General features: G+C 66.0%; 14 protein-coding genes. 3 read left to right on the top strand and 11 right to left on the bottom strand.

Features of this window, described 5'->3' with window-relative positions:
- Window positions 1-101: 101 nt before the first annotated feature.
- Both QMX96_RS04190 and QMX96_RS04195 read right to left on the bottom strand, forming a co-directional pair.
- Window positions 102-788, bottom strand: coding sequence for a lysophospholipid acyltransferase family protein (locus QMX96_RS04190; protein WP_177332951.1), 687 nt, complete (start codon window positions 786-788; stop codon window positions 102-104).
- 45 nt (window positions 789-833) lie between these two features.
- Complete coding sequence (locus QMX96_RS04195; RefSeq protein ID WP_043861164.1) at window positions 834-1418, bottom strand: acyl-homoserine-lactone synthase; 585 nt, start codon at window positions 1416-1418, stop codon at window positions 834-836.
- Window positions 1419-1640: 222 nt separating this feature from the next.
- Here QMX96_RS04195 and QMX96_RS04200 point away from each other — a divergent pair, with 222 nt between their 5' ends.
- Both QMX96_RS04200 and QMX96_RS04205 read left to right on the top strand, forming a co-directional pair.
- Window positions 1641-2354 (top strand): LuxR family transcriptional regulator, encoded by a 714-nt coding sequence (locus QMX96_RS04200; RefSeq protein WP_274096714.1) that lies wholly within the window; start codon window positions 1641-1643, stop codon window positions 2352-2354.
- A gap of 136 nt (window positions 2355-2490) precedes the next feature.
- Window positions 2491-4386, top strand: coding sequence for a sigma-54-dependent Fis family transcriptional regulator (locus QMX96_RS04205; protein WP_282361211.1), 1896 nt, complete (start codon window positions 2491-2493; stop codon window positions 4384-4386).
- Between the two features lie 101 nt (window positions 4387-4487).
- On the opposite strand, the gene aldA is transcribed toward QMX96_RS04205, so the two are convergent.
- Both aldA and QMX96_RS04215 read right to left on the bottom strand, forming a co-directional pair.
- Window positions 4488-5921 carry an aldehyde dehydrogenase gene (gene aldA, locus QMX96_RS04210; protein ID WP_058541274.1) on the bottom strand — a complete coding sequence of 478 codons (1434 nt, stop codon included), beginning with the start codon at window positions 5919-5921 and terminating at the stop codon, window positions 4488-4490.
- Window positions 5922-5938: 17 nt separating this feature from the next.
- The gene (locus QMX96_RS04215; protein ID WP_054915158.1) at window positions 5939-8095 is read right to left on the bottom strand and encodes a PQQ-dependent dehydrogenase, methanol/ethanol family; all 2157 of its coding nucleotides are present in this window, start codon (window positions 8093-8095) and stop codon (window positions 5939-5941) included.
- 364 nt (window positions 8096-8459) lie between these two features.
- Between QMX96_RS04215 and QMX96_RS04220 the strand changes: the two genes are divergently transcribed.
- A complete protein-coding gene (locus QMX96_RS04220) occupies window positions 8460-9296 on the top strand; it encodes a bifunctional allantoicase/(S)-ureidoglycine aminohydrolase (protein ID WP_043861160.1) in 837 nt (278 codons plus the stop codon).
- A gap of 66 nt (window positions 9297-9362) precedes the next feature.
- Here the strand turns inward: QMX96_RS04220 and QMX96_RS04225 are convergent, their stop codons facing one another.
- The 7 genes from QMX96_RS04225 to QMX96_RS04255 all read right to left on the bottom strand — a co-directional run bounded on the left by QMX96_RS04225 (window position 9363) and on the right by QMX96_RS04255 (window position 15394).
- Window positions 9363-10244, bottom strand: a complete 882-nt coding sequence (locus QMX96_RS04225) for a LysR substrate-binding domain-containing protein (RefSeq protein WP_275727690.1) — start codon at window positions 10242-10244, stop codon at window positions 9363-9365.
- Between the two features lie 106 nt (window positions 10245-10350).
- The gene (locus QMX96_RS04230) at window positions 10351-11169 is read right to left on the bottom strand and encodes a sulfite exporter TauE/SafE family protein (protein ID WP_231390634.1); all 819 of its coding nucleotides are present in this window, start codon (window positions 11167-11169) and stop codon (window positions 10351-10353) included.
- A 22-nt stretch (window positions 11170-11191) separates the two neighbouring features.
- Complete coding sequence (locus tag QMX96_RS04235; protein WP_253086396.1) at window positions 11192-11515, bottom strand: DUF3325 domain-containing protein; 324 nt, start codon at window positions 11513-11515, stop codon at window positions 11192-11194.
- Window position 11516: 1 nt separating this feature from the next.
- The gene (locus tag QMX96_RS04240; RefSeq protein WP_282361212.1) at window positions 11517-13040 is read right to left on the bottom strand and encodes a PepSY-associated TM helix domain-containing protein; all 1524 of its coding nucleotides are present in this window, start codon (window positions 13038-13040) and stop codon (window positions 11517-11519) included.
- A 1-nt stretch (window position 13041) separates the two neighbouring features.
- On the bottom strand, window positions 13042-13326 hold the full coding sequence (locus tag QMX96_RS04245) for a hypothetical protein (RefSeq protein WP_043861156.1): 285 nt from the start codon (window positions 13324-13326) through the stop codon (window positions 13042-13044).
- Window positions 13326-14687, bottom strand: a complete 1362-nt coding sequence (locus QMX96_RS04250) for a sensor histidine kinase (protein ID WP_282361213.1) — start codon at window positions 14685-14687, stop codon at window positions 13326-13328. Before QMX96_RS04250 ends, QMX96_RS04245 begins: the two co-directional genes overlap by 1 nt.
- Window positions 14684-15394, bottom strand: a complete 711-nt coding sequence (locus QMX96_RS04255) for a response regulator transcription factor (protein WP_213605856.1) — start codon at window positions 15392-15394, stop codon at window positions 14684-14686. The genes QMX96_RS04250 and QMX96_RS04255 overlap by 4 nt, the downstream gene beginning before the upstream one ends.
- Window positions 15395-15477 lie beyond the last annotated feature (83 nt).

The following is a 15477-nucleotide window of genomic DNA, read 5'->3' on the forward strand; positions in this document are numbered from 1 at the left end:
CATGCGTGGGGGTTGTGGTTCAAGGCGGCGAAGTGACGGGCCTCTTCGCCCGCAAGGCTGGCTCCTGCAGGAACCAGCCTTGCGGGCGAAGGCCCCGGCAACTACACGATGGGCAACCCATTGTTGACCACTTCCCGCGTATACGACGCCAGCTGCTTGGCATCCATGCTGGCCACCAGGTCGGCCTCGATGGGCCGGTGCGCCACGATACTCACATCGGTGCAGCCCAGGGCGTTGTGGCGGATCCGGCGCACTGCCGGGCTGATGGTCACGGGGATGATGCCGATGCCCATTTCCTTGGCGATGCGAAATGCACCGGTCTTGAACGGCAGCACGCCCTGCCCTGTGTTGCGCGTGCCCTCGGGGAAGATCCAGAGCGATGTATTGCTGTCGGCCACGCGGGTGGCGATGCGCCGCAGGCTGGTGATCGACGCGCGCGGGTTGCTGCGGTCGATGAACAGGCTGCCGGTCAGCCAGTACAGTTGCCCGGCCAACGGCAGCCAGCGCAACGATTGCTTGCCCACGATCACCGTGCCTGGGCGCAGCGCCTGGGCCACGACAAATGCATCGTGGTTGCTTTGGTGGTTGGCCACATAGATGTAGGAGCGGTCGGGCGCGATGGCGTCGAAACCACCGACCTCGACGCGCACGCCAAAGATCCAGTTGATGGCCCTGTAGACCTTGCAGGCCAGGTAGAGGTTGTCCTGCTTGCGCGGATTGAGCAACAGCACCAGGCACAGGAACGGAAACGTCACCACCACGAACAGCACGACCAACAGCCAACGCACACACGCAATCATTGCTTTACCACCTTCCCTCGACATGTTCACCCGTCACGCTGCCAGTTGCAGTGCGCGGGTCGTCTGGTCATCGATTTCGATCCAGAAGGCCAGCACCGGCTTGTCGTCAATCATCTGCGGACGCGCGATTCTTCGCGTGGTCACGCCCATGCGCTTGAGCAACCGCTCGTTACCCATTGCAGTAAAGGCAATCAGCCTGCGCGCCCCCTGGGCACGGGCCACATCGATCACCTTGCCGACCATCGCCACGGTATTCTGCCAAGCCTGTTCAGCCGACAGGTATTGGCCTTTGGGCGAACTCATGGCGAAGCGCGAGAGCTCCCATATGTCCTGCTGATAGGGGAGCGGCGCATCGCCAACCAGGTGCGGAAACACTTCTGCCAGCAGGTACGGGCGATGGGTGGGGATCAGGCGGGCACAACCGAAAATATTCTGTTGCTTGTCGCATGCCAGCACATACAGCGTATCGGGGCGGTCGAACTCATCCCACTCCTGACCCTCGGGACACTGCAATGGCCAGCCCAGCTCCCTTACAAACACCTGGTAGCGGTACTCGGCCAGTGCGCTCGCCATGGTGCGCGGAAAGTCTTTGATGGTCCCGGTTACAGCAGTGAACATGAAAACGCCCCAACTCAAAGAGCTGGGAGTACAACAAACCCTCCGGAGCCTATATAGCTGCCCGAAAGGGCAGGTTTATTCGTAGGAAAAACCTGAAATGCCAGCGCACTGATGGCCATTTGCTACAGAAGTTTTCCGCGAAAACTGTACCGTACGGTATAATTCGGGCCTGTTTGCACTCTCCATTGGCCGAGCACATTCCACCCATGAAAGGCACATTGCGTGAATGACTGGCGCGAGCACTTCATTGCCGTGGTGACGGGGTGCCGCAACGAAAGCGAGCTGTTCAGCGAGCTGACCCGGCTTACCCGCGAGCTGGACTTCGAGTTCTGTTCCTATGGGCTGAAGAATCCGCTGCCGATCGCCGCCCCGCAGTTCATCCTGCGCTCCAACTACCCCAGCGCCTGGGAAGCCAGGTACGTGGCCGAGGACTATTTTTCCTGCGACCCGACGGTGGCCCACGGGCTGACCCGCACCACGCCCCTGCAGTGGGCCGCCGCGCAACAGCAGCACCAGCAGGCATTCTGGGAAGAGGCGCGGCACTACAGCCTGGACCACGGCTGGTGCCTGTCGGTGCAGGGCGACTACGGCACCATCGGCCTGCTGTCCCTGTCCCGCCCGGATGACCCGATCTCCACACTGGAACTGGACGCCAAGGAAGCCAAGCTCATCTGGCTGTCGCAACTGGCGCACAGTGCCATGACCGGCTTCTTTGCCCAGACCCACCTGCCCGAGGCCCAGAAGACCCTGACCGCACGGGAGAAAGAAGTGCTCAAATGGACCGCCGTGGGCAAGACCTACAGCGAGATCAGCATCATCCTCACCATCGACAGCCGCACGGTGAAGTTCCACCTGGTCAACGCCATGCGCAAGCTGCAGGCCAGCAACAAGGCCGAGGCGACGGTGAAGGCAATTCTGCTGGGGATGCTTTTCTAGGCCAGGGCTGCATCAATAGCTGAAAATTCCCGACACAGCGACTAAGGTAGGCACAGATCGGTGCCCGCCCCTGGCCCGAGACAACAAGATGACGGTGAGCCGCCCCTGCGCGCGCCACGGTCGACGGGAGCCCAGCATGCAGCATACCCAGACCAGCCCGAGCGATCTCGCGGCCTTCGTCGACGATCACTTCCCCGAGCGCGGCATCCGCCCCGACCCTGTCATTGCGCAGTCCTGGTACCGCAGCGTGGTCGAGCATCGCCTCGACCCCGGCGCCGCCGGGCGTACCCATGTGCTGGGCGCCGACGCCATCCGCCAGCATCAACAGCAGCACCAGCAATACCTGGCCATCGCCAGCCAGGGCGTCAGCGGCCTGGCCAGGCGCGTGGTGCCGGCCGGGTTCGCGGTGCTGCTCAGCGACGAACACGGCATCACCCTCGACACCCGCCTGCCCGAAGCCAGCCACATCTATACCCAGGCCGGGCTGGTGGTGGGCGCGCGCTGGGACGAGTCGATTGCCGGCACCAACGGCATCGGCACCACCCTGGCCGCCGCGCAGCCGCTGATCATCCACCGCGAAGAGCACTTTCTGGCCTCCAACTTTCGCCTGAGCTGCTCGGTGGCGCCGATCTTCGACGCCCAGGGCCTGCTGCGCGGCTGCCTGAACGCCACTTGCCTGAACAGCAACGGGCCCAAGGAGGCGCAGTACCTGACCCTGCAACTGGTGATCCTGTATGCGCGGCTGATCGAGAACGCGCACTTTCGCGAGTGCTACCGCGACCGCCTAACCCTGTCGCTCAAGCCCATCGACGACATAGCCGACCTGGCCAACGAGCAGTTGCTGGCGCTGGACGACAACGGCCGCATCATCGGCGCCAACCGCGCCACCTTCGTTGCCCACCAGCGCGATGCGGCGCCGCTGCTGGGTGCGCGCATCGACAGCCTGCTGCCAACCTCGATGGATGAACTGCTGCACCTGACCCAGGGCGGTGCACGCGGCGTGCGCCTGCGCGGGCAGCAGGACGACGCCTTGCTGGATGTGGGCCTGCGCATACCGTCGCAGCGCCACCGCCCTGCCCCGGCCAGACCGCCGGTGCGCAGCAGCCACCCCGACCTGCAGCAGCTGGCCGGCGGCGATGCGCGCCTGCAACAGGCGGTGCAGCGGGTGCGCAAGGTGCTCGACAAGGACCTGCCGATACTGATCACCGGCGAGACCGGCACCGGCAAGGAGGCATTCGCCCGCGCCATCCACCAGGCCAGTGCGCGGCGCGCCGGGCCGTTCATCGCGCTCAATTGCGCGGCGATTCCCGAGACGCTGATCGAGAGCGAGCTGTTCGGCTACCGCGGCGGCAGCTTCACCGGGGCCGACAAGAAGGGCATGAAGGGCAAGCTGGAACTGGCCGCCGGCGGCACGCTGTTTCTGGACGAGATCGGCGACATGCCGGCGCACCTGCAAACCCGTTTGCTGCGGGTGCTGGCCGAGCGCGAGATCTTCCCGATCGGCGCCCAGGCGCCGGTGGCGCTGGACGTGCAGGTGGTGTCGGCGACCCACCAGGACCTGCACGGGATGATTGGCGACAAGCGCTTTCGCGAGGACCTCTACTACCGCCTGGGCGGCATGAGCCTGGCGTTGCCGGCCTTGCGCGAACGCAGTGACCGGGGCGCGTTGATCGAGCAGTTACTGGCGGCGCAGAGCAGCGGCGTGCGGTTGACCGAACAGGCCCGCCAGTGCCTGCATGCCCATGCGTGGCCGGGCAACATTCGTCAGTTGCTCAATGCATTGCGCTACGCGGTGGCGTTGGCCGAGGACGGGGTGATCGACGTGGATTGCCTGCCGGCGGAAGTGGTGCAGGTGGTGCGCGGCGAGCCGCTGCGCATCGACAGCCAGGACCCGGCCAGCGAGTTGCTGCAAAGGTTGCGGCGCCATCGCTGGAACATCAGTGCGGTGGCGGCTGAACTGGGGGTGGCGCGCTCGACGCTGTATCGGCAGATGAAGAAGTACGGGGTGGTGCAGCCCAATGATCGGTTGTGATGGCAGGGGTTGCTGTGCAACCCATCGCGGGTCGAGCCCGCTCCCACAGGCTGTGGGAGCGGGCTTGACCCGCGATGAGGCCCTAACAGGCTACCTGGGCCTCAGATCTGGATGTAGACCACATGGGTATGCGTGTACTCATACAACCCATGCTTGCCATCGGCCCCACCGATCCCCGACTTGCGCGTGCCGGCATGGAAGCCCTGCATGGCTTCGAAGTTCTCGCGGTTGATGTAGGTCTCGCCGAAATCCAGCGCGTTGCTGGCATGCATCGCTGCACTCAGGCTGCGCGTGTACAGCGATGAGGTCAGCCCGTATTCACTGTCGTTGGCCAGCGCAATCGCCTCGTCCAGGCTCTCCACGATCTGGATCGGCAACACCGGCCCGAAGATCTCCTTGCGCATGATCTCCATGTCGGCCGAGCAGCCGGCCAGCACCGTCGGCTGGTAGTGGAAGCCCTGCCCGCGATCGGCCACCGCGCCCCCGGTCACCAGCTGCGCGCCCTGCCCGGTGGCGGTGCGCACCATCTGCCCGACCTTGTCCAGGGCGGCCTGGTTGATCAGCGGGCCCATGTCCAGGTCCGCCTCGGCCAGCGGGTCACCATAACGGGTGGCGGCCATGGCGCTGGCCAGTTTGTCGGTGAACTCATCCGCCACCTCGCGCTGCACGTACACCCGCTCGGCGCAGTTGCACACCTGCCCGGTGTTGATCACCCGCGACGCGGTGATCGACTTGACCGCCAGCTCCAGGTCCGCATCAGCCAGCACGATAGCCGGCGCCTTGCCGCCCAGCTCCAGGTTGAGCTTGGTGATGTTCGGCGCCGCCGCGGCCATGATCCGCGAGCCGGTGCCCACGCTGCCGGTGAAGCTGATCAGGTCGATGCCGGCGTGGCTGGTCAGGCGCTGGCCCACGGTCGCCCCGGTACCGCACACCACGTTGAACACGCCGCTGGGCAGGTCGGTCTCGGCCACCAGGCGGGCGAACTCGAAGCAGTTGATCGGTGTTTCTTCGCTGGGCTTGATCACGATGGTGTTGCCCGTGAGCAGGGCCGGCGCCATCTTGCGGGCGATCAGAAAGAACGGGAAGTTCCACGGCAGAATCCCGGCCACCACACCCAGCGGCTTGCGCAGCAGAAAGATGCTTTCACCGGCGCGGTCGCTGGTGAGCACCTCGCCTTCCAGGCGTCGCGCCCACTCGGCCATGTAGTCCAGGTAGTCGGCGGTGAAGTTGACTTCGACCAGGGCCAGGCCGAGCACCTTGCCCTGCTCGGCGGTGATGATGCGCGCCAGGCGCTCGGCGTTGTCGCGCACCTTGCTGGCGATCTTGCGCAGGTAGCCGGCGCGCTCGATGGCCGGGCGCGTGGCCCAGCCCTTCTGGGCCTTGCGCGCGGCGGCAATCGCCTGCTCCACCTGCGCGTCACTGGCCTGGGGCACGCGCCCCAGCAGTTGTCCATTGGCCGGGTTGTGCACCTCGATCTGCGCGTCGCTGTCGACGAACGCATTGGCGATGTAGTTCTGGTAGATGACGTCACTCATGGGTCAATGGCTCCTTTTCAATGGGATGACTTGGCGCTGAACTGCTTCCAGGTATCGCCTTCCTGATGAAGGTCGTGGGCGCGCTTGATCAGGTACTGGTGGATCTGGTCGACCTGCTCGGGGGTGAAGGCGTCGGCGAACGACGGCATGCCATCCGGCACGCGGCCACCGAAGAGGATGCCGAGGAACATCTGGTGCTTTTCCGGGGTGAGCTTGCGCAGGTCGGGCAGCACGCCGCCGCTGACCGCGTGGATACCGTGGCACTGCGAGCAGTAACCGTCGTACAGCTTGGCGCCCGCCTCGATCGATGCGGTGTCGTTGCTCAACGCGGGTGGTTTGGGGGTGTCCGGGCGTGGCGCCGGCTCTTGCAGCTTGGCGGTGCCGCCCAGCTTGTAGGTCAGCACCTGGGCGTACGGCTGCACGCCGGCCCGCAGCGACAGGGCACCGGCAAAGGTGGAGAACGCGCCGCCCCAGCCGGCCATGAAGGTCACGTACTGCTCGCCATCCACGCTGTAGGTGACGGGCGCGGCCATCACGCCGCTGGCAGCCGGTTGCTCCCAGAGTTTTTCGCCGGTGTCGGCGGCATAGGCGATCACCCGCCCGTCGGCGCTGCCCTCGAACACCAGGTTGCCCGCGGTACTCAAGGTGCCGCCGTTGAAGATGGTCACGTAGGGCACTTCCCAGGCGGCCTGCTGCTTGACCGGGTCCCAGGCGATCAGCTTGCCCGACCAGCTCTTGGCCATCTCCAGCAGGCCTTCGGCACCTTCGGGCATCATCCCGGTGCGCAGGCCCAGCTGGTACATGCTCTTGAACGGATTGCGCTTGGGCGCCTCGGGGATGTGCTCGTAGTAGGCCGACATGATGTGCGCCGGGATGTACACCAGCCCGGTGTCGGGGTTGTACGACATCGGCTGCCAGTCATGCGCACCCCAGAACGCCGGGGTCACCAGGTTGCGCTTGCCGTTCTTCCAGTAGGCGGCGTTCTCTTCGTCCAGGATCGGCCGCCCGGTCTTCATGTCCATGCCCTTGGTCCAGCTCTGCGGCACGATGCCCTTGGCCGACAGCAGCTCGCCGGTGGCGCGGTCGATCACATAGAAGAAGCCGTTTTTCGGCGCCTGCATCAGCACCTTGCGCGGCTTGCCGTCGATGGGCAGCTCGGCCAGGATCATGTGCTGGGTGGCGGTGTAGTCCCAGGCATCGCCCGGGGTGGTCTGGTAGTGCCACACGTATTCGCCGGTGTCGGCATTGACCGCCACGATGGACGACAGGAACAGGTTGTCGCCCTTGGCCTGGCTACGCCATTTGGGGTCCCACAGCGAGCCGTTGCCCACGCCGATGTACAGCAGGTTCAGCTCCGGGTCGTAGGCGAACGAGTCCCAGGCGGTGCCGCCACCGCCCTGCTCCACATAGGCATCGCCGAACCAGGTCTTGGCGGCGATCTCCATGCCCTTGCCCTCGGGCGGCAGCTTGGGGTCGCCCGGCACGGTGTAGAAGCGCCACGCCTCCTTGCCGGTTTCGGCGTCGTAGGCGGTGACATAGCCCCGCACGCCGAACTCGGCGCCGCCGTTGCCGATCACCACCTTGCCGTTGACCACCCGAGGGGCGCCGGTGATGGTGTAGCTGCGCTTGTGGTCGGCGCGGGTGTCGACCGACCAGGCGCGCTGGCCGGTCTTGGCGTCGATGGCCTCCAGGCGCCCGTCGAGCACGCCCACGTAGACCTTGCCCTTCCACACCGCCACGCCACGGTTGACCGCGTCGCAACAGGCTTCGCCGGCGCGGTGGCGGTCCGATTGCGGGTCGTACTTCCAGATCAGCCTGCCGTCGCGCGCATCCAGCGCGTACACCACCGAGAACGGCCCGGTGGTGTACATCACCCCGTCGACCACGATGGGGGTGGCTTCCACGCCACGGTCCAGGTCCAGCTTGTAGCTCCAGGCCAGGCCCAGCTGGCCGACGTTCTGGTCGCTGATCTGCTTGAGCGGGCTGTAGCGCTGTTCGTCGTAGGTGCGCCCGGTGCTCATCCAGTTACCGGGCTCCTTGTCGGCGGCGATGATGCGCGCGCCATCGACGTTGGCCGGGATGTCCGCAGCCAGCGCCGGTGTACCCGCCAGGCTCAGCAGCACGGCAACGGCAAGGGATTTGAGGGGAAGCGAGGCGAGGCCAGTCTGTCTCATGGGAGTGTCCTGTTCTTATTAGTGGCGCAGTCTTCGCGCTGCGCCATCAGCTCATCGCAACCGCCATGCCAGCTGTGACATGAACCGCCACAACCGCTCTGGCACGCGGCTTTTCGCGCGCCGCACCGATGCCGCCCGCGCTGCAATCAACGCTACAGGTGTTGCATCACCCGCTACACAGGGCGCACACCTGTAGCGCAGTGTTGGCCCGGCGCACGCCGCATTCACAAATCGAATGGCAGGGATTTCAACATTTAATTTGTGGATAGCTAAAGATGGTCATAACGTAGCGGTGCAATCCCTGAACGGGGCCGCCCGCCGCAGGCTGGCCCGGGGGGCACAACAACAAACATCGAGACTGTCCATGTCCAGAACCACTTACTTCGCCCCCCACGGCGGGCACCCGGCTCAGACCGAGCTGCTGACAGACCGTGCCATGTTCACCGAAGCCTACGCGGTGATCCCCAAGGGCGTGATGCGTGACATCGTCACCAGCCACCTGCCCTTCTGGGACAAGATGCGCATGTGGGTCATCGCCCGCCCGCTGTCGGGTTTCGCCGAGACCTTCTCGCAGTACATCGTCGAAGTTGCCCCTGAAGGCGGCAGCGAGCGCCCGGAGCAGGACAAGAACGCCGAGGCGGTTCTGTTCGTGGTCGAAGGTGAAGTCGACATCACCCTGCAAGGCAAGCCGTACACCCTCAAGCCAGGCGGCTACGCATTCATTCCGCCGGGCGCCGACTGGAGCCTGCGCAACAACAGCGCGGCCAACGTGACCTTCCACTGGATCCGCAAGCACTACCAGGAAGTCGAAGGCCTGGCGCACCCGGAAGCGTTCGTCACCAACGAACAGGACGTTACCCCGATCCCGATGCCGGGCACCGATGGCGCCTGGGTCACCACCCGCTTCGTCGACATGGCCGACATGCGCCACGACATGCACGTCAACATCGTGACCTTCCAGCCGGGCGGCACCATCCCGTTCGCGGAAACCCACGTGATGGAGCACGGCCTGTACGTGCTGGAAGGCAAGGCGGTGTACCGCCTGAACCAGGACTGGGTCGAAGTGGAAGCCGGCGACTTCATGTGGCTGCGCGCCTTCTGCCCGCAGGCCTGCTACTCGGGTGGCCCTGGCCCGTTCCGCTACCTGCTGTACAAGGATGTGAACCGCAACGTGAACCTGACGCTGAACCCAAAGCGTTAAGCAGGTAGCGATGCAGAAAGCCCGCCGTGACTGGCGGGCTTTTTTGTGGGGAAGTGACCCGCAGGCTCACACCGCCTGTGCTTCGAGCAGGCCGGTCAACACGCCCGCCAGCGCTCGTACCATCGGGTCGGCCGTCTGGCGATGCAGAATCAGAATCTCGTAGCTGTCGATCACCGGCAGGCCATCCGCCTCGCCGAGCACCCGATGCTCGGCGGTGACGGCGCGTGGCGGCAGCAGGCTGATGCCCATGCCGTCGGCCACGGCGGCCTGAATGCCGCTGAGGCTGGAGCTGGTGAACGCGATGCGCCAGCGCCGGCCCAGGCTCTCTACTGCGCTGATGATTTCGTCGCGGTACAGCCCGCGTGGCGGAAAGGTCACCAGCGGGATCGGGTCCAGCGCCAGGGCCGGGTTGTGTGCGCTGTCGATCCAGCGCAATTGCTCCGGCCAGCTGGCCACCCCTTCGCGACCGTTGCGCCGCTGCTTGAGCAGCACCAGGTCGAGCTCGCCGTTGTCGTAGCTCTGGCTGAGGTCGCGGCACAGGCCGCTGGTGACTTCGAGCTTGACCTGCGGGTGCCTGCGGTTGAACGCCGACAGTGCGTTGGTGGTGCGCCCGCCAACGAAGTCTTCGGGTACGCCCAGGCGCAGGGTCACGCCGACCGTGGCGCCGGCCAGGGCTTCGAGCATCTGGTCGTTGAGGGCGAGCATGTGGCGGGCATAGCCGAGCAGGGTCTGGCCGGCGTCGGTGGGCAGCACCTCGCGATTGCCGCGCTCGAGCAGGCGGTGACCGACCATCTCCTCGAGGCGCCGGACCTTCTGGCTGATGGTCGACTGGGTGGAATGCAGGCGCGTGGCCGCCGTGGTGAAACTGCCGCAGTCGGCCACCACCACGATGGCGCGCAGCAGGTCGAGGTCGAACAGAGACCTGTTGGGTTTGAGGCTGAGGCTCATGGCGGGATTCAGGTTTTGAATGGGTAGGCGGTTTTCTAGCATGTGCCGGGGGGTTGGGCAAATGCGCGAACCTGCAGGAGCCGGCCTAGCCGGCCAAAGGGTTGGGTTACCCCAGCAGGTTCGGCACAGACGAAATCAGCAGCGAGACACCCGAGGCAGTCAGCAAGCCCAGCACGATACGGCGAAACTGCAGGTCGCTGATGCCGATGTACAGGCGCGTACCAAGGAAGGTCGGAATCAGCATGGCCGGCGCGACGATGGCGAAGAACGGCAGCATGTCCACCGTAACGATGCCGGTGCCCAGGTAGGTGAGCATGGTCACGAACAGCATCGACAGGTTGAAGTTCTGGATGATCGAGCGCTGCAGGTCGCGCTCGTAGCCCTTGAGGGTGCACCACAGCGTCGGGACCGTGCCGGTGAAACCGCCAAGACCACCCATAACGCCACCGATCACACCGATGACGCCATCGACCAGCCGGCCGGCCAGCGGGATTCTCGGCAATCTGCCGGCCAGCAGCATGACCGGGCACCAAGTCACCAGCAGGGCCCCGAGCAAGGTCTTGAACCAGTGCATGTCCAGGTTGGGCAACAGCGCAACACCCAGAGGAATGCCGGCCAGGCCACCGAGGATGAAGGGCAGCAGGCGTTGCAGGCTCAAGCCCCGGCGCACCGAGAACGCGGCCACCACCTGCCCGGTGAGGCCGCCGAACACCGCCAGGGTGGCGGCCAGCTTCGGGTCGAGCACCCAGGCCCAGAACGACATCGCGACCATGCTGAAGGCGAAGCCCGAAAGCCCCTGGACGAACCCCGCAACAACGGCCCCGAGAGCGACCACCAGGTAGATCGTGAGCATCTGCAAGACATCCGGGGTGACTGTGAACGAGTTAGCGATGATGCCATCGCGCAGGGGGGGCCTGTCCAGCATGTCAGCCCCCACTGCAACATCGTCACACCGCCAGCAGCACGCCCCACAACGGCAACGCTGCGGCCAGCCAAACCATTGCACGCGGCCAGTACGGCAACAGCATCGCCACCCCGAACCCGGCCAGTGAAATACCGCCAAACCAGGCTACCGGCCCCATCGCCCAGCCCCAGGCCACGCCACTGACCCACAGGCTGATGGCCAGCGCCGACCAGCCCGCCGACCGCAGGGCCACCCGCATCCAGGGTGCAGGTGCCCTGCCCCACACCTGCTTGTAGTGCCGCTCCAGCCCCAGGCACAACGCCAACATGCCCACATAGGCAAACACCACCGCGCCGATCATCAGCATGTCATTGCCCCTCCACCGCTACCGTCGCACGCTTGCGCGCAGGTTTTTCTTCACGCGGCGCCACGCAGCGCCATGCCGTATACGCCAGCAACCCACCCAGCACCACGCTGGTGGCCTCCAGCACGCGGTGCGCCGGGTCGTGCTGTGCGGTCAACGCGCCCAGCACCGGCAGGCCGATGCACAGTACCGCGGCCAGCCCCAGCTGCTCGGCCCAGGCGCGCTGCGCCGGGCGCAAACCGGCATGCAGCAGCGACAGCAACCACACCGCGAAGAACGCCTTGACCTCCCAGTTGGCCCGCTGCGCCAGCTCCACCGGCAGCAAGCGGTTGGCCCACAGCAAGCCTGCGCAGGCCAGCATCAGGCCGGCGACGAACGCCACGTTGAAGCTCTCGGCCACCTTGTACCAACGCTGCGCCGACACCGAGGCACTGGCGTACTTGCGCCGGCGCTTGACGCAGAACAGCACCAGCCCGGTGCCGATCATCGCGGTGCTGACCAACGCACACACGAAGTACAGCCAGCGCATCGGATAGCCGCCGAACTGCGCGAAGTGCAGCCCCGCCATCACCCGCTGGGTGAGCACGGCAGGCCGCATGTCGGGCACATCGCGCAGCAGCTCGCCGCTGACGCCGTCGAACACCATGGCCTGCCCCTTGCTCAGGGCGATGCGATAGCCCAGGGTCGGGCGCACCTCGATCCGCGCGGCCGCCGTACCGGGGTTGGAGATACCGATGCTGCTGATGGCGCCCAGCCGCTCTTGCGCGCTGGCCAGTACCGGGGCCAGGTCCACCAGCGCGGCTGGCTGCTTGAGCGCCGCGCGCGGCGTGGGCAGACGCTGCTCGCCCTGGGCCTTGTAGTACGCCTGGTTGTCACCCTCGAACAGCGCATCCACCGCCGCCGGCATGTAGATCAGCAAAAAGATCACCAGCCCGGTGTAGGTGATCATCAGGTGAAACGGCAACAGCAGCACCGCGCTGGCGTTGTGAAAATCCAGCCACGAGCGCTGGCCCTTACCGGGGCGGAAGGTGAAGAACTCCTTGAAGATCTTCTTGTGGATCACGATGCCGCTGACCAGCCCCACCAGCATCACGATCGCCAGGGCGCCGACCACGAAGATGCCCCAGTTGCGCGGCAGGTTCAGGGTGAAGTGAAAGCGGAAGAAGAAGCTGCCGCCGGCCGTTTCGCGCACCTCGATCGGCTCGCCGGTATGCGGGTCGAGCGCGGTGCCGCCACCGCGTCGACGCTCGCCGGACGCTACCTGCAAACCGGGCGAACGCGCATCCGGCAGGCTGATGTTCCAGTTGCTGGCGCCCGGTGCATGCTGGGTCAGGTAGGCCAGCCCGCGTTGCGCGGCCTGCAACTGGGTGAGGTCGTGGCTGCGCACCTCGGGGCGCATCCAGTTGTCGATTTCGCTGTCGAACACCGCCAGCGTACCGGTGGCGAATATCGCGAACAGCAGCCAGCCGAAGATCAAGCCGGCCCAGGTGTGCAGCCACGCCATGGATTGGGTGAAGGTATTTTTCATCTCACAGGCTCCACAACTGCGGCCAGAAGCCGACCGCCGCCAACGGCACCGCCAGCGCCGCCGGCCACCACGCACGCAGGGCATCGCGACTGGCGAAGGCCCACAGGAACGCGCAGGTGTAGAACGCAAAGGACGGCAGGCTGGCCACGATCACCGCATCCACCGCAGGCATTGGCAGCACACGGGCCAGAAAAGCCGTGGCCGCATAGCTGAATGCATAGCCGCCCAGCAAGGCGGCCGCCGCGCGCGACACAATCAACAACCAGACCGGTCGGGTGTTGCTCATCAGGTTTCTCCTTGTGCTGCCGCTGGCAGGCGCAGGTTCACGCGCAGGCCCGGCTTGAGGTTCTGTGCCCATACCTGGCCGCCCTGCAACTGCACCCGGCAACGGGCGATCGTCAGGCCCAGGCCGAAGCCGTCGCCGCCCGGGCGTGCGACGTCGAGTCGGGTGAAGGGTTGGAAGATGGTCTCCAGCGCAGCCTCGGCCACGCCGGGGCCCTGGTCGTCGATCCACAGGTGCCAGCAATCGCCATCGCGCCGGCCGCCCAGGCGCACCTGCCCGTTGGCAGGCGAATGGCGGATGGCATTGCGCACGATGTTTTCCATCGCCTGGGCCAGGCCGTTGAGGTGGCCGCGCACCAGGCAGTCTTCGGTGAGCGCCATGGGCAGTTGCCCCTCGCGCCAGCCGGACTCGAAACAGGCGTTCTCGCGTACCACCTCCCACAGGGTCTGCACCTCGACCGTGTCCAGCGCCAGTTGCGGGCGCTCGGTGCCGAGCCACACCAGCTCCAGGGTGTCGTCGACCAGCTGGCGCATGCACTGCACCTCGCGGGTCAGGCGCTCGCGCAACACGTCATCGTCGGGCTCGTTTTCGGCGGCCATGTGCAGGCGCGTCAACGGCGTGCGCAACTCGTGGGACAGGTCGGCGAGCAGGCGCTGCTGCAGCGACACGGTCTTTTCGAGGCGCTCGGCCATGTGGTCGAAGGCCCGCCCCAGATCGCCCAGTTCGTCGCTACGCCGGGAAATCGCCGGGTCGACCCGGGTGTCCAGGCGGTCGGCACGCAGGGCATTGGCCTGGGCGCGCAGGTGCGCCAGCGGGCCGATCAGCACGCGATACAGCAGAAAACCCGCCAGCAGTGCCAACAGCGCCGGCAGCAGCCCGTGGATCAGCAGTTGCACCAGCAGCGGACGCATCGACGGCATGAAGCGCTCGGGCAACTGGATCACCAGCCTGCCGGCCTGGGGCGCCTCGGGGAACGGCACGCTGATCGCCGGCAGCTCGGGGGAGCGCTTGCTCATGGGCCAGTCGAGCTCGCGCATGAACGTCACGTACTTCTGCTGCTCATCGGTCAGCGTCTGGCTGCTCAACGAGCGCAGGTCGCTGCCCAGCACCAGCGCCCAGCCCGGCTCGCGGATCTTCAGGTCGGCCAGCCACCGGTCGACGCCTGGCATACCGCCGCTGCGCCACGCCGCGTGGGCCTCCACGGCGTAGCCCTTGAGCACCTGGCGCGCCTCCTCGCTCAGGTGATAGCTCCTGCGCTCCAGGTGCGCACCGCCCGAGCGGCTGAACCAGATGATCGACAGGCACAGCACCACCAGCAGCGCGCACAGTTTCCACAGCAGCGAGTGACGTCCGGGCAAGCTCATGCCGGCACCTGTGTCAGCACGTAGCCCTTGCCCCATACCGTGGCCAGGCGGCCGGCATAGCCGATGGCGGCCAGCTTGCGGCGCACGTGGCTGACGTGCATGTCCAGCACGCGATCCTGCTGGGAGAACGGCCTGTGCAGCACCTGCTGGTAGAGGAACGGCTTGCTCAGCACTTCCTCGGGGTGCGCCAGCAGCACTTGCATCAGGCGGTACTCGATGGGGGTGAAGCTGGCCACCGCGGTGCCCAGCTGCATGTCCTGGCGCATGTCCTTGCGCAGCGCCGCCGGCTCGCCCTGCGCGCCTTCCGGCGCGGCCCGCTCATAGGCGACCCGGCGCAGCACCGCATCGATGCGCACGTCCATCTCGTTCATGCTGAACGGCTTGGGCAGGTAGTCGTCGGCGCCCTGGCTGAAGCCGACGATGCGGTCCTGCTCGGCACCCAGTGCCGACATCAGGATCACCGGCACCATGAACCGCTCGCGCAGTTCACCCAGCAGTTGCAGGCCGTCGCGACCGGGCAGGAGGATGTCCATGAGGATCAGGTCGAAGGCCGTCCAGACCTGCAGGTCGGTGCTGTCGTCCACGCCATGACAGACGCTCACATCGAAACCGCGGCGACGCAGGTGCTGTTCCAGATGGGCCGCCAGCAGCGGATCGTCCTCGACGGCCAGAATCTTCGTGGCAGGTTGTGCTGATAGATAACTCACGCTTCACCTTGGGTAGTACGGGTGTAGAGGGCCTGAAAACACAAAAAGCCGCCCCGGGCCGATCGATGCGCGATCGACCCGGG

The organism is Pseudomonas sp. PS01300 (assembly GCF_029960155.1).
Classification (GTDB): domain Bacteria; phylum Pseudomonadota; class Gammaproteobacteria; order Pseudomonadales; family Pseudomonadaceae; genus Aquipseudomonas; species Aquipseudomonas palmensis.